The organism is Microbacterium sp. ZW T2_14 (genome assembly GCF_044987405.1).
Lineage (GTDB): Bacteria > Actinomycetota > Actinomycetes > Actinomycetales > Microbacteriaceae > Microbacterium.
Genome location: NZ_JBJDRK010000013.1, coordinates 48,460 through 73,924, shown reverse-complemented (window position 1 = coordinate 73,924; position 25,465 = coordinate 48,460). Strand labels below are relative to the sequence as shown.

The 25,465-nt window shown below is 70.5% G+C and carries 16 protein-coding genes; 11 read left to right on the top strand and 5 right to left on the bottom strand.

Annotated elements, in window-relative coordinates; translation table 11 throughout:
• Positions 1-180 precede the first annotated feature (180 nt).
• The 5 genes from ACI3KY_RS06820 (at position 181) to ACI3KY_RS06800 (ending at position 5,944) form a co-directional block, all read left to right on the top strand.
• On the top strand, positions 181-1,344 hold the full coding sequence (locus tag ACI3KY_RS06820; RefSeq protein WP_404929430.1) for an extracellular solute-binding protein: 1,164 nt from the start codon (positions 181-183) through the stop codon (positions 1,342-1,344).
• A 62-nt stretch (positions 1,345-1,406) separates the two neighbouring features.
• A complete protein-coding gene (locus ACI3KY_RS06815) occupies positions 1,407-2,420 on the top strand; it encodes a LacI family DNA-binding transcriptional regulator (RefSeq protein WP_404929429.1) in 1,014 nt (337 codons plus the stop codon).
• A gap of 226 nt (positions 2,421-2,646) precedes the next feature.
• Positions 2,647-3,876 carry an enolase C-terminal domain-like protein gene (locus ACI3KY_RS06810; protein ID WP_404929428.1) on the top strand — a complete coding sequence of 410 codons (1,230 nt, stop codon included), beginning with the start codon at positions 2,647-2,649 and terminating at the stop codon, positions 3,874-3,876.
• Positions 3,877-3,934: 58 nt separating this feature from the next.
• Complete coding sequence (locus tag ACI3KY_RS06805) at positions 3,935-5,140, top strand: hypothetical protein (protein WP_404929427.1); 1,206 nt, start codon at positions 3,935-3,937, stop codon at positions 5,138-5,140.
• Positions 5,141-5,149: 9 nt separating this feature from the next.
• Positions 5,150-5,944 (top strand): NAD-dependent epimerase/dehydratase family protein, encoded by a 795-nt coding sequence (locus ACI3KY_RS06800; RefSeq protein WP_404929426.1) that lies wholly within the window; start codon positions 5,150-5,152, stop codon positions 5,942-5,944.
• Positions 5,945-5,987: 43 nt separating this feature from the next.
• Here ACI3KY_RS06800 and ACI3KY_RS06795 read toward each other — a convergent pair whose 3' ends face one another.
• Complete coding sequence (locus ACI3KY_RS06795; RefSeq protein WP_404929425.1) at positions 5,988-6,557, bottom strand: dihydrofolate reductase family protein; 570 nt, start codon at positions 6,555-6,557, stop codon at positions 5,988-5,990.
• Between the two features lie 151 nt (positions 6,558-6,708).
• Between ACI3KY_RS06795 and ACI3KY_RS06790 the strand changes: the two genes are divergently transcribed.
• From ACI3KY_RS06790 to ACI3KY_RS06780, 3 genes are read left to right on the top strand one after another with little or no spacing between them, the layout of a single operon-like run.
• Positions 6,709-7,188 (top strand): DUF2975 domain-containing protein, encoded by a 480-nt coding sequence (locus ACI3KY_RS06790; RefSeq protein ID WP_404929424.1) that lies wholly within the window; start codon positions 6,709-6,711, stop codon positions 7,186-7,188.
• Complete coding sequence (locus ACI3KY_RS06785) at positions 7,188-7,433, top strand: helix-turn-helix domain-containing protein (RefSeq protein ID WP_404929423.1); 246 nt, start codon at positions 7,188-7,190, stop codon at positions 7,431-7,433. Before ACI3KY_RS06790 ends, ACI3KY_RS06785 begins: the two co-directional genes overlap by 1 nt.
• Entirely contained in the window at positions 7,430-11,392 is a 3,963-nt protein-coding gene (locus tag ACI3KY_RS06780) for an SCO7613 C-terminal domain-containing membrane protein (protein WP_404929422.1), read from the top strand. Before ACI3KY_RS06785 ends, ACI3KY_RS06780 begins: the two co-directional genes overlap by 4 nt.
• A gap of 103 nt (positions 11,393-11,495) precedes the next feature.
• Here the strand turns inward: ACI3KY_RS06780 and ACI3KY_RS06775 are convergent, their stop codons facing one another.
• Together ACI3KY_RS06775 and ACI3KY_RS06770 are read right to left on the bottom strand one after the other, a co-directional pair.
• A complete protein-coding gene (locus ACI3KY_RS06775) occupies positions 11,496-12,008 on the bottom strand; it encodes a glycine cleavage system protein R (protein ID WP_404929421.1) in 513 nt (170 codons plus the stop codon).
• A 91-nt stretch (positions 12,009-12,099) separates the two neighbouring features.
• Positions 12,100-12,471 (bottom strand): hypothetical protein, encoded by a 372-nt coding sequence (locus ACI3KY_RS06770; RefSeq protein ID WP_404929420.1) that lies wholly within the window; start codon positions 12,469-12,471, stop codon positions 12,100-12,102.
• A gap of 151 nt (positions 12,472-12,622) precedes the next feature.
• Between ACI3KY_RS06770 and ACI3KY_RS06765 the strand changes: the two genes are divergently transcribed.
• A complete protein-coding gene (locus tag ACI3KY_RS06765; RefSeq protein ID WP_404929419.1) occupies positions 12,623-13,789 on the top strand; it encodes a xylanase in 1,167 nt (388 codons plus the stop codon).
• Positions 13,790-14,048: 259 nt separating this feature from the next.
• Positions 14,049-15,614, top strand: coding sequence for a sugar transferase (locus ACI3KY_RS06760; protein ID WP_404929418.1), 1,566 nt, complete (start codon positions 14,049-14,051; stop codon positions 15,612-15,614).
• Positions 15,615-15,837: 223 nt separating this feature from the next.
• Here ACI3KY_RS06760 and ACI3KY_RS06755 read toward each other — a convergent pair whose 3' ends face one another.
• A complete protein-coding gene (locus tag ACI3KY_RS06755) occupies positions 15,838-17,325 on the bottom strand; it encodes a glycerophosphodiester phosphodiesterase (protein ID WP_404929417.1) in 1,488 nt (495 codons plus the stop codon).
• Positions 17,326-17,394: 69 nt separating this feature from the next.
• Positions 17,395-23,361 carry a DNRLRE domain-containing protein gene (locus ACI3KY_RS06750; protein WP_404929416.1) on the bottom strand — a complete coding sequence of 1,989 codons (5,967 nt, stop codon included), beginning with the start codon at positions 23,359-23,361 and terminating at the stop codon, positions 17,395-17,397.
• Between the two features lie 732 nt (positions 23,362-24,093).
• Between ACI3KY_RS06750 and ACI3KY_RS06745 the strand changes: the two genes are divergently transcribed.
• On the top strand, positions 24,094-25,362 hold the full coding sequence (locus ACI3KY_RS06745; protein ID WP_404929415.1) for a glycosyltransferase: 1,269 nt from the start codon (positions 24,094-24,096) through the stop codon (positions 25,360-25,362).
• Positions 25,363-25,465: the final 103 nt, after the last annotated feature.

Here is a 25,465-nt window from a genome sequence, read left to right as displayed (position 1 = left end):
CACTGTCCCAGCGGCGCGCAACACATGCACTACGGGCATCCGCCCAATTCCAAAGGAGGAAAAGTGAATCTCACATCAGGACGCCGGCGCACGGTGGCGCTAGGGTCAGCCGCAGTCGTGGCGTTGGCGCTGGCCGGCTGCTCGACCGCCACGGGCGACACAGTGGAAGGAGAGGGAACCGTGCTCACCTTCTCCGCTGCGGGCGAAGCTCCGGCGCAGGCCGTCATCGATGCCTTCGAGGAGGCGAACCCGGGCGTGACCGTCGAGGCCACGTTCGCCAACGACGACGCCTCGTACCAGCAGACGCTGCGCACCCAGCTGTCCGCCGGCACGGCACCGGATGTCTTCCGGATCTGGCCGGGCGGCGGCAACGCCACCGCCGTTCGCACTCTCGGCGACGACGACCTGCTCATGTCGCTGGAGGACGAGTCGTGGGTCGACGACCTCAGCGACGCGCAGCGGGCCGTATCCGAGAACAGCGAGGGAACACTCGTCGGCCTCCCCGTCACCGTCGTCGGCATCGGGGCGGTCTGGAACGACCAGGCGCTGGAGGCAGCGGGGCTCACCCCGCCTGAGACGTGGAGCGACGTCCTCGACTTCTGCAAGGCGGCGACCGAGAAGGGGACGGTGGCGTTCGCTCTCGGCCTGAAGTCGGCGTGGACGACGCAGCTCGTGCCCTACGCGCTCACCTCCACTCTCGTCTACGGACCGGATCCGCGGTTCACCGAGCAGCAGCTCGACGGCGAGACCACCTTCGGCGAGTCCGAGTGGCAGACGGCGATGGATCAGTACGCCGAGATGCAGAGCGCCGGGTGCTTCAACGAGAACCCGAATGGTGTCGGCTACGACGAGCAGATGACCAGCCTTGGCGAGGGCACGGCCCTCGGGGCGATCCAGGTCACGTCGGCTGCCGCGAACGCGGAGCAGTACGCGGCCGAGGGCACGACGTTCTCGATGACCCCGCTCCCCGCGACCGACGACTCCGCCGACACCTACCTGCCCGTTTCGGTGGGCATCGAATACGCCATCAACGCGGATGCCGAGAACCCGGAGCTTGCGCGCAGGTTCATGGAGTTCCTCGCCTCCAGCGAGGGCCAGGCCATCTATGCGACCGAGTCGGGCGCTGCTCCGGCACTGCCCTCGGAGGACTTCGAGACCGGTCCTGTCCTCGCGGCGGTCGGCGAGTACCAGGCGGAGGGTCGTGACACACCGTTCCCGGACGTGTTCTGGCCGAACCCGAAGGTGCAGGCGGAGCACCTCGCGGCCATCCAGGAACTGTTCAACGCAACGATCACACCTGCTCAGGTGCTCGAGCGGATGGACCTCGCGTTCAGCGAGGGATAGTCGGCACCAGGGCGGGCCGGCGGTACGCGCCGGTCCGCCCACCTCTACGACGGAGATACACCATGACGACGGAAAGCACTCGACAGACGGTCACTGTCAGCGATGTCGCTGCGCATGCCGGAGTGTCCCGGGCAACCGTGTCCTACGCGCTCACCCAGCCGAGCAGGCTCTCGGACGAGATGCTCGCGCGCGTGCAGGCATCCATCGCCGAACTCGGCTACGTGCGCAACGATGCCGCCCGCCGACTGCGCGTCGGGCGCAGCCAGGCGCTGGGCCTCGTCGTCGCGAACAGTCGCAACCCCTTCTTCGCCGAACTGGCATCGGGCGTCGAGACCGAGGCCGCCCGTCATGGCCTCTTCATCCTCCTCGCCAACGCGGACGACAATCCGGAGCGCGAGCGGCAGTACCTGCGATTCTTCGAATCGCAGCAGGTCAACGGCGTGCTGATCGCACCGGTCGGAGCTGTCCCCGAAGAGCTGGTGGAGCTGCGCAGGAAGGGGACGCCCTTCGTCCTTCTCGGCAAGCCCGAGGGCGACACGATCTACCCGTCGGTCAGCGGTGACGGCCGCAGCGGCGGCCGGCTGGCGACGGAGCACCTCATCAGCCAGGGCCGGCGTCGCCTGCTGTTCGTCGGCGGCCCTCACCCGCAGGTGGTCGACCGCCGAGATGGCGCGATGGATGCCGTTGACGCGGCCGCTTCCGGGATCACGCTCGAGACCATCACGGTGCCGCTCCAGACGGCCCGAGCGGGAGAGGAGATCGCGGAGCAGCTGCTGCGCCGCGACGAGCTCCCCGACGGGATCTTCGCGGGGAACGACCTGCTCGCTCTGGGGCTCATGCACCGGCTCATCGCGGCAGGCGTCAGCATCCCGCAGACGCTGTCCCTCGTCGGCTACGACGACATCGAGTTCGCGGAGCTCGCCATCGTCCCACTCACCAGCGTCCGTCACGCCGGCGACAAGATGGGAGCGGCGGCCGTGCTCAAGTTGTTGGAAGCTGATTCATCGGGCGAGTCGGACGAGGCAGAGTTCGCGCCTCAACTGATGGTCCGCCAGACCTCCCTGCGGCCGACGTGACCGCTCCTCTCGACGCATCTTCCACCCGCGATGTCGACGGTGGCGCGAGCCGGCCGCCGTCTCCGGCCGGCAACGCGATCGCTCATCGGTCCGTCCGACCCCGGCGAGACCTGCATCGCCCGCGGGGTGCGGCGTCCGCGCGCGCGCTGACGGGAACCGCCGTCCGGGAGAGGGAGGGGGCGCGCCGCCTTCCTGCCTCTCCCGGACCTTCCGATGGGGCCGCCCGGTGAGCCGCATACGGACGGTCGAGGTCATCCCGCTCGCCTTCGGGGACCCGCCCCTCCTCAACGCATGGGGAGTCCACGAACCGCTCGCACTGCGCACGCTTGTCGTGCTCACCTTGGAGGACGGCACGGTAGGCCTCGGCGAAGCCGGCGGCGATCTCCCGTTGCTCGAGCGCATCCGCGCCATCGGTCCCCGCCTGCTCGGAGCGCGTGTGGAAGACCCGGGCGCGCTGGATGCGGCGGTCGCGTCGGTGCTGAGTCCAGAAGTGCCGCTCGTGCAGCGCAACCTTGCGCGATCGCCCTTCGATGTCGCTCTCACCGACGCGTGGGCGCGGCTGGAGGGGGTTCCCGTCGTGGACCTGCTCGGCGGGGCGGTGCGCACCCGTGTCGATTACAGCGGGTACCTCTTCTACAAGTGGGGCGGCCATCCCGCGGCAGGAGACGACGACGAATGGGGTCCCGCGCTCGACTCGGACGGCATCGTCCGCCTGGGCCGCATGTTCGTCGACCGTTTCGGCTTCCGTTCGCTCAAGCTCAAGGCGGGGGTCTTCGCCCCGGACACCGAGATCGCGGCGATACACGCCTTGGCCGCCGAGCTGCCCGACACACTGCTGCGCATCGATCCCAACGGCGCGTGGAGCGAGGCGACAGCTCTCGCTGCCGCGACGGCGCTCGGGGGCGTGCTGGACTACCTCGAGGACCCCGTCCTGGGCATCGACGCCATGGCTCGCGTGCGTGCCGCCACCGCACTCCCCCTCGCGAGCAACATGATCATCAACACGCGGCAGGATCTCGAGTCCGTGGTCGCCGCATCGGCACTGGACATCGTGCTCGCGGACCATCACTATTGGGGCGGCTTGCGCCCGGCATTGGCTCTCGCTCAGGAGTGCGCGGATGCCGGACTCGGCGTCTCCATGCACTCCAACTCCCACCTCGGCGTGTCGCTGGCCGCGATGACCCATGTGGCTGCAGCATCCCGGGCGCTCACCTACGCCAGTGACACGCACTACCCCTGGAACGCACACGACGACATCGTGGAGCGCGAAGCGGCCGACTTCACCGGCGGAGCTCTCGCCGTGCCCTCCGGCCCAGGACTCGGCGTGGAGCTCCGGCGTGACGTCGTGCACCGCCTGCATCGTGCGTACATCGCATCGGGCCGGACCGTCCGTGACGACACGTCGTACGCCCGCACCGTCGACCCGGGCTTCGACGCCCGACTGCCGCGATTCTGACGAGGGTCGCAGCCCACTCCCGTGTGATCGCGGCACTGTCCGCACTGAAAGGAACAGCATGACCATGCCCCACGAAGTCTGCCTCTGGGTGACCCCCAAGATCTTCGACGACCTCCGTGCTCCGGCCGCGGGCGTGGAGGCGTTCTTCGACCACCACGAGGAATGGATCGCGGGCAATGACCTGACCGTGGTGTTCTGCGCCGGCAACGGGGATCATGTCCTCGACTGGCGAGGACCTCACGGTGTCGACGAGACCTTCGACTGGGCGCGGTACAACGCCTACGCCTGGGATCCGGAAGGGGGCAAGACCTTCGAGAAGTCGGTGCGCGACCACAACGCGAACTGGCTGGAGCGCGTCCGGGAGGGTGGCGAGCGCTCCTCGAACCCGTACTCCGCGGGGCCGATGATGGTGCTGTCCGAGCAGACGATGGACTACCGGACGCTCGCGGGCATCTACGCCGCGTTGCGTGCGGAGGCCTCCCGCCGAGGCATCCGTCTGCGACTGCTGGAGTATCTCGAGCCGGGTCCCGAGTTCTGTCGCAGCGAGTGGAAGACCGTCCGCCATCCCGAGGTCGCGGCCGCACGCGCCGACGCCGGCGGTCACGAGATCCCCGGGCTCATCGACGTCACCCTCCCGCTCAACCACGATCCGCGCGCCTACGCCGGCTGGCCTGACGGCATCCCGGCCGGGACGCTCGCAGGTGAGTTCGTCGCCCGCCAGACTGCCGCATTCGTCGCCGATTTCGAGGTGGACGGCGTGCTCCTGGGCAACCAGTTCGGTCTGCTGGGGATCTGGCACCCCGACAACGCCCCCGAACTCACCGCGGAGCGTCGCGCGGGCATCCAGGCGTTCTTCACGGGGTTGCGCGCGGCGATGGGCGAACGTCAGATCTACTGGATGGACAGCTACTGGCGCGCGGATGTGGAGCGGGAGGTCTGGGGCATGACGGATGAGTGCTACGACGCCCTCGACGCCATCATCGTGTCGACCTTCGCGGTGCTGGTCGAGCGCACGGAGATCATCCCGAATCTTCGGAGCAAGGCTGACATGCGGGCCCGCACGCTGTACGCGGTCGATTTCGTCGACCCCTGGTACGCGTACAGAACGCACCTGGACGACATCCGCAGCTACGAGTACCAGCGCGAAGTCCTCCGCACGCACCGCGACCTCACCGACGGTGTGACCTTCTTCGCCAACGACACCTTCGGGCAGTTCGTCCCGCACGCGCGGCTCGAAGAGACCCGCCGACTGCTGAACGTGTAGGGGCGGCCGATGTCCACCGTCGTTGTCACCGGAGCAGCCGGGACCATCGGCCGCGCCGTCGTCCCGCTGCTGGCGCGCCGACATGAGCTGAGACTGGTGGACATCGCGCTGCCCTCGGATGCCGCGCAGTCGCCGGGCACCTGGAGCACCTGCTCCGTCGCCGACGCGGCAGCGCTGACAGCCGTGCTGACCGGCGCCGACGCGCTGATCCACCTTGCGGGAATCTCCTCGGAAGCGGCGTGGGCCGACCTCCTCGCCGCGAACGTGGACGGAACCCGGGTCGCTTTGGAAAGCGCCCAGGCCGCCGGTGTGCGGCGGGTGCTGCTCGCCAGCTCGATCCACGCCGTCGGCTATCTGCCCGGATCACGTGCGGACGAGCATGCCGCGCGCCCCGACACCTATTACGGCGTGACGAAGGTGGCGATCGAGGCGCTGGGAGCGCTGTTCGCCGACCGCTACGGCATGAGCGTGGTCTCCGCCCGCCTCTGCACGTTCGGACGGGCCCCGTCCGCAGGGCGCACCGCGGCCACGTGGTTGTCGGTCGACGACACCGCGAGGCTTTTCGAGGCGGCCATCGCCTTCGACGCCCCGGGACACCACGTCGTGTGGGGCGTCTCGAACAACGGGCCGGGCTGGTTCTCGCTCGAACCCGGGCGCGCCATCGGCTACGAGCCCGCGGACGACGCCATGCAACGACTGACGCAGGCGAACGGGGAGCGGCCACCGGAACCCGATCCCGGCGAACTCCTCGGCGGGTCCTTCGTCGATCTGCCGCTCGGAGTGCCGATCGCGCGTCGGAGCTGAGAGCCGGCGACCGGCCCGCTCGCCGATCCCTACGCGAGGGAGGTCAGCCGTCATCTCCCCTCTGCACGCGGTACCCGAGGTACACCGAACCGTTGCCGAAGCGGCGCTCGGCGAACAGCTCCAGATCCAGCCGCAGCCCCTCATCGAGGAAACGGATGCCGCCGCCGACGACCGCGGGCGCCACGACGACGTGCACCTCATCGAGCACCCCTGCGCGCGCCGCGGCCGAGGCGAGACGGCCGCCGCCGATGGCGAGCGGGGTGGCCGAGGCATCCGTCATCGCCCTCACCTCCTCGGGGTCGAAGGCCGGACGCAGTTCCGTGCGACCGGTCGACACAGCCTCGAGGGTCTGCGAGTAGACGACCTTGTCGACATCGCGCCACTGCAGCGCGAACTCCCGCTCGACGGGAGGCAGATCGTCGAGAGGGAGGTCGTCCCACACCTTCATGACCTCGTAGGCGCGGCGCCCGAGCAGATGGGTGGTCGCGGGAGCCACGAGGTCGTTCACGAACGAGTGCACCTCGGCGTCGGGCGTCGCCCAGTCCCACCGTCCGTCGGGGCCGGCGATGTAGCCGTCGAGCGACGCGGAGTTGAAGTACATCAGTGAGCCCATGCGTCGGCACGCTACTCGGCGCGGTCGCCGCAGACCAGCCCTCGCCCACACCGCCCCGTTGCCAGACGCTTCCCAGGATTCCCTCTTGCGCGGGGGGCGGATGCCGAGGCTATTGTTTTTCGATAGGTCCTTGCCGTTTATCGATAGGTTCATGATGCGCCCGACAACGATCGTGGTTCTCAAGGCGATCATCGCCGTTCTGATCGGCCTGCTGCTGCTCTGCCAGGTCGTTGTGCTTCCCGGCATGGCGCGGTCGCTCGCGGGAATGTATCCGTACCTCGCCTACCTCGAGGTGCCCGGAATCGTCATCGGCGTGATCTTCACCCTCTGCGCGCAGGTGGTGCTCGTCTGCGTCTGGCGGCTCCTGACGCTCGTGCGCGCTGACAGCATCTTCACGCCGCGCGCGTTCGTGTGGGTCGACGTCAGCCTCTGGGCCGTCGTCTTCGCCACGGTCCTCGTCGTCACGACGCTCGGCCTCCTGCTCACTGCGCCGGCCGGATCGCCGTCGATCGTGCTGCTGTGCCTGCTCGGGATCGTGGTGGGCGCGGGGCTGTCGCTCCTGCTGGTCGTGCTCCGAGGGCTGCTGCGCAAGGCGTCGCAGCTCGAGCACGACCTCTCGGAGGTGGTGTGATGCCGATCATCATCAACCTCGACGTGCAGCTGGCGAAGAAGAAGATGTCGGTCACCGATTTCGCGGCGGCGATCGACATCACACCGGCCAATGTGTCGGTGCTCAAGAACGGCCGCGCGAAGGCGGTGCGCTTCACGACGCTCGACGCGATCTGCCGCGTGCTGGAGTGCCAGCCCGGCGACATCCTCGAATGGGTGCCCGACGACCATCCGGCGGCGATCGCCGCCAGGGAGGACGACGCATGAGTCCCGGGACGGCGAGCGAGCGGCGCACGCACGCCTGGAGCGACACCGCGATCGCGGAGCTGCTCGACGTCGTGCGATGCCCGGTCTGCGCCGCGGGGATCGTCGACGCGCAGCGGTGCCCCGCCTGCGGCGCCGACTTCTCCGGCACCGTCGGCAGCGACCTCTGGCTCGCGTCGCGGAACGCCGCCGACGCGCTGCGGGCGAGACAGGCTCTGCTCGAAAAGGTGCCGCTCACGCCTGTCCCCGTGAGCGCCGCACGCGCGGCCGACCCCGCACCTCAGACCCCGGGGCACCATGCGACGGCGGATGGCCCGGGCGACGTGGACGTCGCACACCCGGGAGCCGGTGCGGCGCGGGCGTCCGCAACCGTGCAGTCGGTGCTGGCGGTCGCCGGCGCCGCGCTCGTGGCCGTCGCCGCCGTGGTGTTCACGTTCTTCAACCCCGACCTCGCCGATCCCTGGCCACGCGCGGCGATCATCGCGACGATCGCGGCGGCCTTCCTCGCCGGCTCCGCGCTCCTTGCCCGTCGGCGCCTGCGATTCTCGGCCGAGGCGATCGGGACCCTCGGCGTCGTGTTCGTCGCGCTCACCGTCACAGCGGCGCTGCCACTCCTGCCGCCGGACGCGAACGGCTGGGTCTTCACCGCGCTCGCCACGCTGGTCGCGGGCGGCGCGCTGACGGCACTCGGGCCGCGCGCCGGCATCCGTGTCTGGCTCTGGATCGGCATGCTGTCGCTCGCCTTCGTCCCGCTCCTGCTCGCCCTGGGCGCGCTCTCGGCGCTCGCGACGACCGCGGGCTGCCTCGCCGCGGCGGCGGCCGCAAGCGCCTTGGTGACCCTCGCCGGCCGCGTGGTCACCGGCTTCGGCCGCCCGCTCCGCGCGGAGCGTACGGCGCTGACGGTGGCGCAGTTCGGCTTCGCGGCCGCCGCACTGGTCGCCGTCTGGGGAACGGATGCCGCCACCGCCGTGCCGACCGCGTACCTCGTCAGCGCGACGATGGTGTCGATCGCAGCGATCGCCGTCGCCTCGGCGCACCACCCTGCGGGACGGCTGTGGAGCGGCGTCGCCGGCGCGGCGATCGTCGGCGCGACATCGGTGCTGCCGCTCGAGATGCCCCCGCTCGGCATCGCGACATGGTTCGCGGCATTCCCGGTCGCCGCGGGTGTCGGACTCGTCGCCGTCGGCGCGCTCACCCCGCTGCATCGCATGGTCGCGCGCGGAGCGCTCTTCATCGGGGCCGTCACGGTGGTGGCGATCATCGCCGCGATCCCGACGCTCACGGCGTTCCTGTCGCTCGCCGGCGCGCTGCTGAGCCCGACCGCCGACCGCATGTTCGTGCTGCCCGGCGGCGCGGTCGGCCTGACGGCGGGACTCGCGGCCCTCGCCCTGTCGCTCGCGTCGTTCGCCGGCCTCACGCGCAACCGAGAGCCGATCGACGCAGCCGAAGTCGCGGCATCCACCCCCGAGCACGGGTTTGGGGCGCACGCCGTGCATTCGGGGCGTGCGGCGCACGCCCCAGATGCACCGGACGCGCCCCGAACCCCCGTGGTGTCGGGCAGCGCAGTCGCCGGACGCGTCGGCGCCTCCCCGGATGGGACCACCCTCACCGCCGAGCCCGACGGAGAACGGATGCCGCAGCCCCTCGGCACGCGATGGCTCGGCTTCCTCGGGGCCTGGTACGCGGTGCTCGCGTTCCTCACCGTGCTGTCGCTGCCGGGACTGGAGGCGTGGACGCGCGTCGTGGTCGGGCTCGTCGCTGCCGTGACCGCCGGCGCGATCGTCGCCACACGGATGCGCGGCGCGTCCGCCGCCGTACGCATGCCGCTCGTCGCCGGCGCCCACGCGGCTGTCGTGTTCGCGGCGGTGCTGTCGTGGCGCGACAGCGCTCTCGCGGTGAACCTCACGCTGTGGGCCGGCGCCGCGGTCGTCGCGTCGATCGGCGTGCTCGCACTGACAGTGCCGCGGGCGGGCCGTTTCGTGCACGTGGGCGCGGGCTTCGCGTACGCGCTGGTGGTGCTCGCCACCGCACTCGGCCGGGCCGGGGCGGACGCCCTCGTCGTGGTGTGCCTCACCACGTGCGCGGCGGGCATCGTCGCCATCGCGGTGACGTTCGCCCGTCGCGTCCCGTCGCGCGAGTGGTACGCCGTGCTCGTGGTGACCGCGGTGCCGTTCGCGATCGGCGTGCTGCAGGTGGTCTTTGAACGCAGCGGCTGGACGGCGCTGTCGACGGCGGTCATCTTCGGCCTCGCGCTGACCCTCGTCACGACGACGCGCCGCGGCCTCGGGCTGGTGGTTCGCACTTTGGCCGCCGCGACGCTCGTCCCGGCCATCGCGGTGGTCGTCGTGTGCCTCGGCGCTCAGCTCCTGCCGATGAGCGGATCGCCCATCGTGCTCCCGATGATCGCCGCGGTCGTCGCCGGCGTGCTGGCCTCGGCCGACCTGATCGCCGACTCGCTCGAGCGCCGGCTGCCGCACGCCCAGGCGGCAGCGGCGGGACGCGCGGTCGAGGCATCCGCTCTTCTCACCGCGGCGATCGCCGTCGCGCTCGCACTCGTGCGGACGTCGGCGGGGCTTCCCACGACCCTTCTCGTGCTCGTGATCCTCGGCACCGGATTCGCCGCGACGGCCCTCGTCGCGCCTCGCCGCTATGCGTGGCCGCTCGCCGGCGCCGCGTTCACGGGCGCCCTGTGGAGCGCCTGGGGCATCGCGGGCGTCACGGGTCTCGAGCCGTACCTGCTGCCTCCCGCGCTCGGCGCCGCGGTCGTCGGCGTCGTGCTCACCGCGCGCGGCCGCCGCGCGATCGGCCTGTACACGGTCGGCCTCGCCGTCGCGGTGGTGCCCGTGCTCTTCGCCCTCGCCCTGAGCGGGACGACGCTGGCCGGAACAGTGCTGAGCGGGAGGGATGCCGCGATCCTGACCGCTTCGGTCGACCCGGGCTTCCCTGTCCGGGCCCTCGCCTTCATCGCAGCGGCGTGGGCGCTGGGCGCGGCATCCGTCGTCGTCACCCGCGCCTCCCGCCCACGCATACGCCGGCTGCGGGTGCTGCGCACCCCGACGCTCGCCGTGGCGATCGTCGCGGCGACGGCTGCGGCGGTGCAGGGCCTGCGGTGGGGCGCCGGCCTCGACCCGGCGCCCACGGATCCGGTGATCGTCGCCGCCCTCGCGTTCGGGCTGGTCGGCGGCGGCGCTGCGGCGAGCGCGGCACGGAGCCTCCACCGACTCGCGCGCACGGGATCGCGACTCGCCGGCACCCGGTGGCTGGGCGGTCCCGCCGTGGCGATCCTGGGGGTGGCGACCTGGCCCGCGATCGAGCGCGACTGGTTCGTGATCTGGACGATGTGGGCGCTGCTGCTCGGTCTGCTCACCCTCATGCTGGCCGTCGCCGCTCGCGGACTGCGCGGACCGACGGGGCTGCCGCCGGTGTGGTTCCTGTTCGCGGTGTCGTTCGTGACGGCGGTGGTGGCGTGGAGTCCCCGCGACCTGCGGGTCGAGTGGTTCTCGCTGCCGCTCGGCCTGTTCCTGCTCGCCGCCGGCGCGCTGGCCGTGCGCCGGCCCGCGGCCGACCCGCCGTTCCGCGACCTCGGCGCGTGGCCCGCCGGCTGGACCGGATCGTGGCCGCTGCTCGGGCCGGGGCTCGTGACGATGCTGAGCGCCTCGGTCGCCGCGACCTACACCGATCCGCGGACGTGGCGGGCGATCCTCGTCATGGCGATCGCCCTCGTCGCGATCCTCGTCGGCGCCACGCAGCGGCTCGCTGCGCCGTTCGTCATCGGCATCGTGGTGCTGCCCATCGAGAACGTGCTCGCGTTCATGGTGCAGATCGGTCGCGGCATCGAGGCCATGCCCTGGTGGATCACCCTGTCGGTCGTCGGCGCGGTGCTGCTCATCATCGCCGTGGGCTACGAGCGGCGCGCGGGCGACGGCACCGGCCTGAGCGCACGGCTGCGCGACCTCGTCTGACGCCCGTCGCCGGGTGCTCCGCTCCGCGGTCAGTTCCTGCTGCACGCCCGTCGCCGGTGCGACGGGAAGTGAAGGTGGCGCAGATCGCGCGGCGCGCGTGCGGTCAGGGCGCGAGCATGACGTCGACCTGGATCTCGGTGGCGAGGCGCTCGAGCTCTGCGGTGAGCGCGTCGAGATCGACGGATGCCGGAACCCTGGCCACGATCGTGGCCTCGAAGAGCCGTCCGCCGTACATGGGGGCATCCGCCGTGCGGGTGGTCAGATTGTCGATGCTCACGCCGTGGTTGCGGAGCGCGGTGGAGATGTCGCGGACGATCCCGGGGCGGTCGTTGCCGATCACCTGCATCGTCAGCGGTCGCGCCGTCGCGGGCGGCGGCTCCTCGGTGCCGGGGTGCACCGTGACCTTCAGCAGTCCGTCGAGCACGGAGAGCGCCTCGCTCAGCTCATCGGCGCGGTCCGCCGGCACCGACACCTCGATGATGCCGGCGAATGCGCCCGACAGCTCGGCCAGCTGGCTGTTCTCCCAGTTGCCGCCGTGGGTGCCGACGACATCGGCGACCGCCGCCACGAGTCCGGACCGGTCGTCGCCGACCACGGTGAGCACGAGCGTCGTCATGCCGCCACTGTACCCACGTGGCGCGCCGGTGTGAGTCCGACGCCGTGCGAGCTTCCGCGGTGTGACCGCTCCCCTGCGGCCCCGGCCTCTGTCAGCGCGGCGAGAGCTCGCCGGTCACGGGAAACGGCAGCCGGAACCGCTCCGGATCGCCGCCGACCGCGGACGCCATGCCGAACTCGTCGGCGACGACGGTGACGCCCCGCGGGCTCGCCTCGGCGATGCGCACCGGGCGCTCGGTGCCGTCGGGCAGGCGCAGGGTCCAGCGATCGGCGAGGTAGCCGATGCCGAGCTCGTCGAGCAGCTCTTCGGCGACGAGCCAGTCGAGCGGCTCGCCGTCGGGTCCGCCCGGCGTTCGCTCGCGACCCAGGAGGTCGAAGACGCGGAACCCCTCGCCGTCGGCGCGCATCCAGCCCAGCACTTCGCCGTCGGGGCGCCGATGTTCGATCCAGTCCTGGGGCAGCATGGCACCCGAGCGTAGCGAGCGCGGGGGAATGCCCGCCGCGCGGTTCATCCACAACCGGCGCGGCACGCCCGGCGATGGGTCGCGGCATCCGAGTAGCATCCGAGCAGAGATCGCACGTGGGGATGCGCGGTCCGGACTCGGGGAGTCTCGCATGGCCAGTTTCGGAACGGGTCCCGCGCGACCGCAATCGCGGCGACGTGGGCGCCGCCTCTTCGCGGGCATCGCAGGCGCCGTGGTGGTGCTCGCCGTCATCGGGGGCACTGTCGCGGCGATCGGCTTCGCACGCGCGGGCGCGGAAGACCGGAAGACGGATGCCGCGCCCAGCGCCGCACCGACGCCGACCTCCATGCCCACGCCGACACCCACGCCGCTCACGCCGGAGGAGCAACTGCTGGCGACGGCCGCCGACCCCGCCGCCTGCGCGGTGAGCTTCGCCGGAGACGGCATCGTCGACGCGCCCATGCTGCAGACCCAGGGCGCGCTCTACGCGGGCCTGCCGATCCCTTCGCGCGACGGGCTGGTGTTCGCCGGGTGGTACGCGACGCCGGCGGATGCCGCAGCCTTCGCAGCGCCGGCACGCGTGAACGGCTCCGAGCCCGTGGCGTGCACCGACCGCCGCGTCACGCTCCACGGCGCGTGGATGAGCCCCGAGCAGAACGCGGCCGAGGACGCCCGCATCCCGATCCTCATGTATCACCAGTTCACCGCGAACCCCGAGGGCGAGAGCGGCTGGCTGCGCGGCAACTACGCCTACATCGGCGACTTCGACGCGCACCTGAACCACATCGCGACGACGGGCTTCTACCTGCCGACGTGGGACGAGCTGTCGGCGTTCATCGACGGACGGCTGTTCCTGCCGAACCACTCGGTGATCGTGACCGACGACGACGCCGATCAGACGTGGTTCGACCTCGCCGCGCCGCTCGTCGACGCGCACCAGGTGCTGACGACGTCGTTCATGATCACCGCCTACCGGCAGGATCCGCCGCCGAACATGTACGTGCTCCGCCGCTCGCACACCCACGACATGCACCGCGCGGGGGCGAACGGCGACGGCCTGATCACGAACCTGGGCGTACCCGAGATCGTCGCCGACATGCAGGCATCCGCCGGGGTGCTGGGCGTGAAGGAGATCATGGCCTATCCGTTCGGGCACTACAGCGACACCGCCAAGGAAGGGCTCCGGCAGGCGGGCTGGGAGATGGCCCGCACGATCGAGCCCGGCTACGTCATGATCGGCACCGACAAGCTCGCCCTGCCGACCGTGCGCATCAACTACGGCATGGGGCTCGACGCGCTGATCAGTCTGATCGGCTGAGTCGACACCGCGGACCACACTGCGCATTACAGGGTGCGATTAACGCTTGTCAAGTTTTCGGGACAAGAGTCTTCCGATCGACGGGCTGCCGCAGTACATTTACAGGGCGCAGGGGAGTTCGAACCCGAATCGAGCGTCCCCAAACGACCCGACAACCCGGCCGGGTCTGCGCATTGGGGTTGTATGGCCCGTTCGGCGTGCCGTCGCGCGGGCTTCTGGGGAAGTACATGTCTGCTAGGGACGCGTCATCGTGCGCGCGGTGGACCGCGGCCTGAAGCCGACCGCGATCGAAGCGGCGCCGACGGGCGCCGGAGGAGTGACCCGAACGCTCCTCCGACGCCCACCACGGACGCGCCCGCTGCGGGATGTCCTCCCCGACGCGATCGCCCCTCGCGCGCAGCCGTCGCTGGAGCGCCGCCACCTCTGGGAGCGGCGCTACCGGCGACGGCTGGTCGCAACCGACGCGGCCTGCATCGCCGCGGCCGTCGCCGCGGCCATCGTCTTCGAGTCCGCCCTCGGCGTGCCCTTCGCACAGCTCGCGGGGCCCGCTCGCATCGGGCTCTTCGTCATCTGCGCGTGGATGACGCTCCTGGCGCTCGCCCACACGCGGGAACCATCCGTGGTGGGCGCGGGAGCGGCCGAGTACATGCGCATCGGGCATGCGACCGGCTTCGCTTTCGGCATCCTGTCGACCGTCTTCATCCTGGCGCAGCTGCCCGGGCTGCGCGCACAGCTCCTCATCGCGCTGCCCGTCGGGCTCGTCGCGCTGGAACTGAACCGCTGGCTCTGGCGCAGGTGGCTGATCCACGAGCGCGAGCGCGGCGAGTGCGTCTCACGAGTCGTCGTCGCGGGCACGCGCGACGACGTCGAGTACGTCATCGAGAAGCTCGTGCACGACCCTCATCACGCGTACCTCGTGATCGGGGCGACGACGACGGACGGCGGGTCCGAGCCCTTCGACATCGAGGACCATCTCTACCCCGTGATCGGGTCGATCCGGCTCACCGCGGCCTACGGCCGACAGGCCGGTGCCGACACCATCGTCGTCGCCAGCACGCCGGACGACGACCGCGACTTCGTCCGGCGGCTGGGATGGGAGCTCGAGGGCAGTGCGGCCGAACTCGTGCTGTGCAACCGCCTGACGGACGTGGCAGGACCCCGATTGTCGCTGCGGCCCCTCGACGGGCTGCCGCTCGTCCAGGTGAAGATCCCCGAGTTCGAGGGCGGCATCCACGCCATCAAGCGGGGGATGGATGTGGTGCTGTCGCTCCTGGCGCTCCTGGCGATCGCGCTCATCGCCCCGTTCGTGGCCATCGCGATCAAGCTCGACTCGCGCGGCCCGGTGCTGTTCCACCAGCTGCGGGTGGGTCGCGACGGCCGCCAGTTCTCGATGCTCAAGTTCCGCACCATGGTCGTCGACGCCGAGGCGCGACGCGCGGAGCTGCTTGCCGAGAACGATGGCGCAGGGCCCCTGTTCAAGGTGAAGCGCGACCCTCGGGTGACGCGAGTGGGCGCGATCCTCCGCAGGTTCTCGATCGACGAGCTGCCGCAGTTCGTCAACGTGCTGCGCGGTGACATGAGCATCGTCGGCCCACGGCCGCCGCTTCCGAACGAGGTGACGTCGTACGACGGGAGCGTGTATCGCCGGCTCTACATCAAGCCGGGCATCACCGGCCTCTGGCAGATCAGCGGCCGCAGCGACCTCTCGTGGGCCGACAGCGTGCGACTGGACCTGCGTTACGTCGAGAACTGGTCGATCGCCACCGACATCATGATCATGTGGCGTACGGCGAAGGTCATGATCGCACCGAAGGGGGCCTACTGATGCTCCCTCCCCAACGACCAGGCCGGCGACAATGGCGTCGCCGGCCGCCAACAGCTGGATCCGCGGTCGTCACCCGCCGCTGCCCGTCAGGTGCACACTGGCGCTGGCATCACCGGTGGACGCCCGTTCCCCAAGCGGGCGTGACCGCGGATCCTTGGGACGGACACACGGGCGGGGCGACGGCGCAGGCGGTACATTCCGGTAACGGAATACTCGGAGAACGCTAGCTCGCCGCCACTCGCACCTGCGAGAACTCCACCGCGTGGTTCGACGTGTAGTCCTTGAACAGGCGGATCCAGGGCCCTCTGACGTCGGACTTCGCGGTCTTGGCCTCGATCGGTTCACCGCCGTCGGCGGTGGCGCGCACGCTGTCGCCGGACACATCGATCCGGATCCGCACCGCGTCTCCGGCGCCCGGCGCGTCGACCGTACCTGTGGCCAGGTCGGGTCCGGTGACGCCGCGCTCATAGCGCGCGAGCGCGATCGTGCCGTCGACGTCCAGAGAGAACTGATAGCCGTCGGCGTCGCCGCGTCCGCCCTGCCCTCCCGGCGCGTCACCGCTCAAGGCGAATACCGCGCCGACGGCGCCGCGGGGAGGGAGGGCATCCGGCCAGACGATCGTCAGGTCCAGACGACTCAGTTCCCTTCCGGGAACGGCGAGTGAGCCCATCAGGTAGCTGGTCGCATCCATCCGCTGGATGCGCAGGGACGCCCGGTCCGGGATGAACGACGGTTGAGCGGACCAGCCCAGCGTGTCGATGGCCGCAGGGAGGTCGCCGGGCGCTCTGCGGCCGGTGGCGAAGGTGTCCCGGTCGGCGGGTCTGCCGTCGACGAGGTAGCCCACATTGGAGCACATCAGCCCGGAGACCCCGAGGCCGGTGAGCCGTTCCACCTCGTCGTGGAACCGCACCTCCCAGCACATCAGCGGGACGCCCGTGGCCACGACCCGCCTGATCACCTCTTCGGGCGCCGACACCGGCAGCCCGAGGATGTCGAAAGTCACGGCGAACTCATCCAGGCGGTCGATCTGCTCCACGTCGAAGTAGCCCCACGCGCAATAGCCTCGCTCCTTCGCAGCGCGCACCTGCGAGGCCGGTGCCCACTGCTTCCAGACGAAGCGCTCCGTCGCACGGGGCTGAGCGTCGAGCGCGTCCAGCAGGAGAGCCGTGTTCGTCCCCTGCTTGTCTTCGATGAAGACGAGCGTGGCCGGGTCGAGCTCGCGCAGGACGTCCTCGAGCCTCGCGACGGGCTCCAGGGGGGTGCTCACTCCCAGCCAGCTCCGAGCGTTCACGGACAGCGCGCTCACCTCGCTCCAGGTCATGTCGGCGATCTTCCTGTCGACACCGAGCACGCGTGCGCCCGACAGGTCGTGGTGGCAGATCAGCACGCCGTCCGACGTCGAGCACACCGAGATCTCGATCGCCTCGGCGCCCGCCTGGAGAGAGTTCCGATAGGCGGTGAGAGTGTGCTCCGGCCAGTTGTCGCCGCTGCCGCGATGACCGACGTAGAACGTCGGCCGGCTGATGAGCTCGCGCACGTCGGAGGCGAGGGGTGCGCGCGAGGGAGAGGGCGCGCTCGAAGGGGAGGGAGAAGGCGTGACCGTCTCGGACAGGTTCCTGCCCGCGCGGGGCGGTGCCGAGCAGCCGGCCAGGACCACCGTCGACAGCCCGCCGATGAGGAAGCCGCGCCGCGACATCGGAGACGGGGCCATCGCGTCACCTCCCGTTGTCCGCGGGGCGCCCCGGCCGCCGGGTCCCCCCATCTCGGCGATCTGCGTGCTCTACGGCACCGCCGTGTACGTGAGCGTCAGCGTCGGGCGATACGACGTGTTGGTGGCCTCGCGCGACCAGATCCGCAGGTTGTCCGCACCCGCCGTGCTCGACATGCGCATCGTGATCGTCTGACCCGACAGGCCTGCGAGGTCGGCCGCCCGGATCGTCACGGCGTAGGCGGTGTTGGTGGCGCCGGCACCGGCCAGCTCTCCGATCACCCCGGACGAGGTCTGCGTGATACGGGTGTTCCACGTCATGGTCGCCTCATCCCATGGTCCGGACATCAGGTGGAAGACATGGGTGTCGCTGGAGGCCGCGGTGGAGTCCGTCGACGTTCGCACCGACAGCGACGCGGCCGTCAGCTGCATTCCCGCCGGTGCGGCGGGAAGGGCGAACGACAGGAACGACTCGATCCCGGTGCTGAAGCGAGACGACAGCTGGTTGGTCGTGCCGTAGGTGGCCGCAGCGTTGCTCGCCGCGGCCATCGTGTCGGCGGTGGTGACGACCGACTGCACGACGGGCGGCACGACCGGCGGCGAAATGGTCGCCGAGACGGAGGACGAAGCGGCGCTGACATTGCCGGCGGCATCCCGCGCGGTCACCCGGTAGTACCAGGTGCCTGTCGGCCGTCCGTTGTCGGTGTACGACGAAGCGCTGACGTCGGACAGCCGGGAGGACGCGTCGGCGGTGAAGCTCGCAGCGGTCCCGCGGTAGACCGTGTAGCCGGTGACCCCGGTGTTGTCGGTGGATGCGCTCCAGGTGAGCCCGACGTCGGCGTTGCCTGCGACGGATGCGGCGAGACCCGTGGGCACCGAAGGCGCCTCCGTGTCTGGGCCCGCGACGGGCGTGAAGGTGAGCTTCACGGACGGCCGGTATGTCGCCGATGTCGCTTCCGCCGACCAGAGCCGGACGTTGTCACCCCCGGCGCTCGACACCCGCAGCGTCACAGTCTGGCCGAGGGCGGATGCGAGTGGGCCCGTGGTCAGTGTGACGGTGTAGGGGGCGTTCGTCGACGTCGCCCCGGTGAGGCTGCCGAGAACCCCTGACGTCGCCGTCAGCGGCCGGTTGTTCCAGTTCACGGCGGCTTCGGTCCACGCTCCGGACATCAGGCGGAAGTCGTGCGCGTCCACGGACGCCGCCGTGCTGTCGGTCGACGTCCGCACCGAGAGGACGGCGGCCGTGAGCGCAGTGCCCGCGGGAGCGGCCGGAAGCGGGACAGCGAGGAACGACTCGATCGCACCCCCGGTGCCGCGCGACGACAGCTGATTCGACGTGCCGTAGAGCGTCGTCGGAGACGACTGCGCGACCATGGCGTCGTCGGTGATCGGGACGGTGATCTCGACCGGTGTCCCGCCGTTGGCGAGGATGGTCGCGTAGGTGCTCGCGGACGCCGCGCTGACGTTGTTCTCCGCATCGCGCGCGGTCACCTTGTAGTACCAGACGCCCGATGTCCGGCCGTTGTCGGTATACGACGGCGTCGTCACGTCCGCGATCTTCGAGGTGGCATCCGGCGTGAATCCCCCAGTCGCCCCGCGGTACACGGTGTAGCCGGTGACGCCGACGTTGTCCGTCGACGGCGACCAGGTGAGGGTCACGTTCGCATTGCCGGCGACGGAGGTCGCGAGCCCGGTCGGCACCGTCGGCGCCTGCGTGTCAGGACCGGAGGCGGGCGTGAATGTCAGCCGCAGCGTCGGCCGGTAGGCCGTCGACGCCTCTGCGGACCACAGGCGGACGTTGTCGCCGTTGGTTCCCGACATGCGGAGAGTCACCGTCTGGCCGAGGAAGGAGGACAGCCCGTCGGCGCCGAGGGTGACGGTGTAGGCCGAGTTGAGCGCTGTCGCACCGGTGAGAGTGCCCAGCACGCCGGTCGCCGTCGTGGTCGGACGGTTGTTCCAGTTGACGGCGTCCTCGGTCCAGGCGCCCGTCACCAGCCGGAATTGCGGAGTGTCCGTCGTCGCGGCGGTGCTGTCGTTCGATGTGCGGACGGCCAGCACGGCGCTTGTCAGCACCGTTCCCGCCGGCGCGGCGGGCAGCTGAAGCCGGACGAAAGACTCGATCGTTCCGCTGGTGCCCCGCGCCGACAGCTGGTTCGACGAACCGTACAGGGTCGTCGGCGCCGCCTGCGCGACCATTGCATCCTCCGTAGGCGTGAGGGTCACCTCGACTGCCTGCGACGGCGGCTGGATGGTCACTGACGCGGACGAGGGCGCGCTGACGTTGCCCGCGGCATCCTGCGCGGTCACCTTGTAGTACCACGTGCCGGCGGCACGCCCCGTATCGACGTGACCCGGCGTCGTGACCTCCGCGATGCGGTTGCCCGCGCTCGGGGTGAAGTCCGCGACGAGGCTCCGGTACAGCACGTAGGAACTGACGCCTCGGTCATCGGTCGAGGCGTTCCACGAGAGCGTCACGTTGGTTCCGCTGGACAGCGTCGCCGTGAAGCCTCCGGGTGCGCTCGGGGCGGTCACATCCGGCGGGATGATCGTCACCATCGCGGTGTCGGAGGGCTGACTGACGTTGCCGGCCGCGTCTCGCGCGACGACACGGTAGTAGTGCGCGCCCGCGGAGAGTCCGCTCTCGCTGAACGAGGTGCTGCTGACCGTGCCGACCAGGGTGCCGTCGGCGATGGCGAAGCCCGCGGCATCCCCCCTGTAGATCGCGTAATCCACTACATCGACGTTGTCCGCGGACGGCGCCCACGTGACGGTCGCGCCATTCGCGCCGGCCTGCGTGGCGGCCGGGCTGGCCGGTGCCGTGGGGGCGTCGATGTCGGCGACGAGGAGCTGTCGGGGCGCCGACGGCGGGCTCTCGTTCTCGGCGCCGTCGACCGCGGTCACCAGGTAGTAGTACGTGCCCAGTGCCGGGGCGTCCTCATGGTACGAGGTCGTCGCGGTGGCCGCGAGGAACGAATCGGCGTCAGGAGTGAAGTCGGCCGACGTGCTCCGGTAGACGCGGTACTCCAGTACGCCGGTGTTGTCGGTGGATGCCGTCCACGACACGGTCACGCCACCGGAGCCGTGGGTGGCCGTCAGGCCGGAGGGCGTCGTCGGAGACGCGACGTCCTGCGCCCCGAGCGCGTAATGGCGGGCGATCTCGTTGGCACTCAGGCCGCCGTTGTACACGGCGAACTCGTCCAGCGCCCCGCGGAAGTAGGAGTTCGACGTCGCGCCGGGCCAGCTTCCGAGGTTGCCGCCGCCGATCCGCCAGTACCCGCTCGTCGTATCCGCGCCGGTGACGCTGCTCTGAGCGACGAGCACTCCATCGACGTAGAGCTTCCGCCCGGAGGAATCCAAGACCCCCACCGCGCTGTGCCACCTGCCGTCGGCGTAGCCGAGCGGGCTCGTGACGACCGCCGCGGAACCCACCCACGAGCCGAAGACGAGGTTGCCGCCCGCGGTCATGTACAGGTGCTTGTCGTAGTTCGTGCCGTTGCCGGTCTGCGCATTCTCGAATCCGAACAGCTTGCCGCCGGCGGTCGTCGTGTTGAACCAGATCTCGCCCGTGAATGCCGCCGAGGGCGTGAGCGTGGTCTGCGTGGCGACCGTGCCCTGCTGCGTGCCGGGGGTCGTCACCGCCGTATTTCCGGGGATGATCCCCGACTGACCCTTGGTGACGCCTGTTCGGTACGTCCCGGGATAGGTGCCGAAGCGGGCGGCGTCGGCGGCAGTGGTGCCCGATGCCTCACCGAGGCGCCAGTAGAGCGTCGGGTCTGTGGCGAAGACGCGCGTGCCGTAGGCGTCGGCGGGAGCCTGGTTGAGATCGAGTTCTCGGCCCGCCGCCTCATAGTGGTCGGCCACATCGCCCGCGCTGAGTGCCGAGGAGTACACGGCGGTCTCATCGATCGTGCCCGCGAAGAAGTTGCTCGTCGGGCGGTTCGGCCAGCCGGAGAGGTTGTCTCCGCCGACGTGCCACACCCCGTAGTAAGACTGGGCGACCGCGTTCGAATTCTGCGCGACGCGGACTCCGTCGACGTACAGCGCCATACCGGCCGCACCCTGTGTGCCCACGACGTGGTGCCACGATCCGTCGTTCAGCGCGCTCAGCGAGGTCAGGGTCACGGTCGACCCCGTGTAGGCGCCGAAGACGACCCGGCCCGTGTTGGTCATGTAGAGGTGCCGGTCGTAGCTGCCGCTGAGCACCGTCGCCCCACTGTCGGTACGCGGGCGACCGCTTCCGAATCCGACGATCTTGCCGCCTCGAGTGGACGTCGTCCTGATCCACGTCTCGACGCTGTAGGTCGTCGGCGCGGGGGCCAGCCCCTGGTGCCAGACGTAGTCATCGCCTCCGTCGAAGACGAGTGATCCGCTGGGGTCGCCTGCGACGGGGGTGTCGGCAGAATTCGCCGCGCCGTTCTCGAGCAGACCCGCTTGGCGGCTGGTGTTGGTCGTCGCCGCCGAACCGTCCTGCAGCCACGACCCTGTCGTGTTCCCCTGCCAGTAGATCGCCGGCGCGTCGGAACGGACGGATGCCGCGTAATCGGCGGCCGGTGCGACCGCGGTGGCGGTCGCCACCTGCGAGAGGACCGAGCTGTTCGTGCCGTCGGTCGCTCGCACACGGTAGGTGTAGGTCTGCCCCGCGACCACATCGGTGTCGACGAACGTCAGCTGCGGGCGGTTCCACCACACCGATGACGAGGCACCGCTCCAGATCGGGCTCGAGGAGTTGTTGCGGAAGACCTGATACGTGAGGGTCGAGTCGTCGTCGTCGACCGAGGCGCGGATCCGGACGTCGACCGATCCGCTGCTCTGAGCGACCGCCGACACCGTGGGCGCCGGCGGATTGCCGGTGTCGGTGGTCCCGAAGCGCGTCAGGTGGTCCTGCGGCGCGCCGTTGATCGTCGTGAAGTCGCCGCCGCTCCACATGAACTGCTGCCCCGTCGACCTGCCGGTCGCGATGACGAGGGCGCGCGGGCCGATCCCCTCTCCGATGCCGTCGTTGGACTTCGGATCCCAGGCGAAATGCGCCCCGTCGACCGCGCTCTGCGCGAGGAAGTAGTGGCGCGTGCCGTCCTGCTGCGCATTCACCGAATCGCAGTTGTGGCCGTGGCTCACGGAGTACAGGGTCGTCTGATACTGCAGTGTCATCTGAGTGGCGCCGAGACACGTGTCGCGCCACAGCTGGTCGCCGGTCGCCCAGGAGAACGCCGCGCGTCCGTCGAAGACACCGCCGCCGGTGCCCTCGTTCGAGATGTAGAACCTGCCGTCGTCCGCGCTGAAGATGTGCTTGGTCACCGAGGTGTTCGCGATGAACCCGGCGGGATAGGTGCGGATGTTCGCACCCGTGACCGCGTCGACGATGGCGATCGAGTGCGAGGACGCGCCGTTGACCGAGAAGAAGTCCCCGCCGATCGCGACCTTGGAGCCGTCGGGCGAGACGCCGATGCCGCGGCCGATGTCATCGACGTTGGCCGTCCACGGAAGCAGCGCGCCGGTCGTGACGTCCACGGCGGCGAACCGCTGGCGCGCCTCACCGCCCACGGTGAGGAACATGCCGCCGAAGTACATCGTCGTCCCCTTCACCGCGATGGTGTGCACGATCGAGGAGATGCTGGGGAGGCGAAGGCCGGTGACGGTGCACGTGCGGACGTCGATCTGTGCGATGCGGCCCGTGGATACACCTCCGACGTTCGAGAAGTTGCCGCCGATATAGACGGTGTTGCCGTCGGGCGCCGCGGTGGCCGCATAGACCGCCGGCGTTCCGCCTGCGAGCGAGAGGCTCAGCTGGCAGCCGTCGGGGTTCCCCGTCTCAGCGTCGAGGATGGCCAGGGCGTTCACGGCGACCGGCGAACCCGACCCTCCTTCGGGCGGACGCAGCTCGCTGAACGTGCCCCCCGCCACGACCTTGCCGGCCGATTGCGCGAGCGCGTACACCGTTCCGTTCGTCTGCCACGTCGGCAGCTCATCGGCGCTGAATTGCACGCCGGGCGAAAGAGCCGATGCCGGTTCGGGCGGCGTGACCGCGACGAGGCCGACCACGAGCGCCGAGGCTACGACGACACCTACCCAGTTACGTGAGACCATCGGTCACACCCCCAATGCCCACAGACGTATCCGTGGGCCCCTCCCAGATGCACCGCCGGGTTCCCTGTCGTCGAGTTCGGACGCTTCCCAGACGCGTCTCTCGGCATTCGGGACGATGCTAGGCACACTGTACGCCTCCGTTCGGGCTTTGTCTCCAGGGGATCCGCCGCCCCGGATCCGGGGGCCTCATGACGTCTGCGCGTGGGATGAACGCCGGGCAGAGAGGTCCCGTTCGAACGGTCTATTCCCTGCGACGCGGTTGCGTTGTATCGTGTGCCCGACAACGTCCCTCGCCGGCAGGTGTGGGACGCTGACGGCCGTCGAACCCGAAACCGACGGCCGAAGAGACCGCGTTCCGCGCCGGCAGGCGAGGGACGCTGACGGCCGTTGAACCCGAAACCGACGGCCGGAGAGATCGCGTTCCGTGCCGGCAGGCGGGGGACGCTGACGGTCGTCGAACCCGAAACCGACGACTGATGGACCGCGCTGGGGAGCGCTCTCCGAGATGCGTCGTGACGGTGTCGTCGCGCGCCCGCTGGGGGGAAGATGACTGGGGAATGGCGCCTCGGCGCCCGATCGTCACGCGTCTCGACGTCGCCGGAGACCGCGAACGCGGCAGGCACCACGCCGAGGCACGAGACCGTCGCGGCGTCGACGGGATCGACGAGACGTCGGACGGCGCCGCGGGTGCTGTTCGTCGGCATCAATTACGCACCCGAGCCGACGGGCATCGCGCCCTACACAGAGGGCATGGCGTGCGCCCTGGCGGCGCGTGGATGGCAGGTGAGGGTGATCACCACGCATCCGCACTATCCATGGTGGAAGGTCCAGGAGGGCTACGGCGGCTGGACCCGCACCGAGACGCGCAATCTCGTCGACACCACGCGACTGCGCCACTACGTGCCTCGCCGCCACACCATGCTCGATCGGGCGCTCTCGGAGATCACCTTCGGGCTCCGGGCCACCTTCGCCCACTGGCACCGCCCGGATGTCGTGGTGCTCGTCAGCCCCGCGATGATCGCGTCCCGGCTGGCCGCAGTCCGCACTGCGCTGACGGGCGTACCGACGATCGTGTGGGTACAGGACATCTATACCCTCGGCGCGCGGGAGACAGGCGCCGCCTCGCATGGCGCGGCGGCGGTCGCCCTGCTCGAGCGCGGGCTCGTGAACTCCGCCGACCGGGTCGTGGCGATCCATGACCGGTTCCGCCGGGTGCTCCAGGAGGACCTGTCGGTCGCCACTCCCGTGGACGTCGTGCGGAACTGGTCGCACGTGAGGACGGACGGCGCCGGACGAGACGGCGCGCTTCGCCGGGAGCTCGGCTGGGCGGACGATGACGTCGTCGTCCTCCATGCGGGCAACATCGGGGCGAAGCAGGGACTCGAGAACGTCGTCCAGGCTGCCCTCGAGGCCGCTCGCCGTGGATCGCACGCGAAGTTCGTCCTGCTGGGCGACGGGAACCAGCGTCCCGCGCTCGAGGCGATGGCGGCCTGCCCACGACTGCAGTTCCTCGATCCGCTGCCCGACGGCGTGTTCGAGCGTGCGCTCGCCTCGGCCGACATCCTGCTGGTCAACGAGCGGCCGGGTCTCACCGAGATGGCCGTCCCCAGCAAGCTCACGACGTACTTCGCCACAGGGCTTCCGGTGATCGCTGCGGTCGACCCGTCGAGCATCACGCACGACGAGGTCCGCGCCGCCGGAGCGGGCCCGTGCGTCCCTGCGGGCGACCCCGGCGCACTGGTCGACGCCGTCGAGCGGCTCGCGGCTGATCCCGCGGCCTCGCGGGCATTCGGCCACGCCGCGCAGAGCTATCGGGATGTGCATCTCGGCGTCGACACCGCGGTCGCCACCTTCGAGGCGACGATTCGGGCGGCGATGGTGCCGGGCCGCCGCGCGTCAGCCGGCGCGCTCGCCGGCGCGCGAAGCCGCAGACATCGCCCTGTCCTCCGGCACTGACCACGACCGATCCGGATGCGGCATCCTTCACCGGCCGCCGCCCGGGAAAGGGCGGCGGCCGATCCGGCGGCGGAGGCTTGCTCCGCCGCCGGTCTCTCCCCCG

Bases quoted from the DNA above. Each gene is read 5' to 3' on its own strand.
- ACI3KY_RS06805 (WP_404929427.1), top strand. From the start codon at position 3,935: ATGACCATGCCCCACGAAGTCTGCCTCTGGGTGACCCCCAAGATCTTC.
- ACI3KY_RS06785 (WP_404929423.1), top strand. From the start codon at position 7,188: ATGCCGATCATCATCAACCTCGACGTGCAGCTGGCGAAGAAGAAGATG.
- ACI3KY_RS06770 (WP_404929420.1), bottom strand. From the start codon at position 12,471: ATGCTGCCCCAGGACTGGATCGAACATCGGCGCCCCGACGGCGAAGTG.
- ACI3KY_RS06755 (WP_404929417.1), bottom strand. From the start codon at position 17,325: ATGGCCCCGTCTCCGATGTCGCGGCGCGGCTTCCTCATCGGCGGGCTG.
- ACI3KY_RS06780 (WP_404929422.1), top strand. From the start codon at position 7,430: ATGAGTCCCGGGACGGCGAGCGAGCGGCGCACGCACGCCTGGAGCGAC.
- ACI3KY_RS06800 (WP_404929426.1), top strand. From the start codon at position 5,150: ATGTCCACCGTCGTTGTCACCGGAGCAGCCGGGACCATCGGCCGCGCC.
- ACI3KY_RS06815 (WP_404929429.1), top strand. From the start codon at position 1,407: ATGACGACGGAAAGCACTCGACAGACGGTCACTGTCAGCGATGTCGCT.
- ACI3KY_RS06765 (WP_404929419.1), top strand. From the start codon at position 12,623: ATGGCCAGTTTCGGAACGGGTCCCGCGCGACCGCAATCGCGGCGACGT.
- ACI3KY_RS06790 (WP_404929424.1), top strand. From the start codon at position 6,709: ATGATGCGCCCGACAACGATCGTGGTTCTCAAGGCGATCATCGCCGTT.
- ACI3KY_RS06795 (WP_404929425.1), bottom strand. From the start codon at position 6,557: ATGGGCTCACTGATGTACTTCAACTCCGCGTCGCTCGACGGCTACATC.
- ACI3KY_RS06775 (WP_404929421.1), bottom strand. From the start codon at position 12,008: ATGACGACGCTCGTGCTCACCGTGGTCGGCGACGACCGGTCCGGACTC.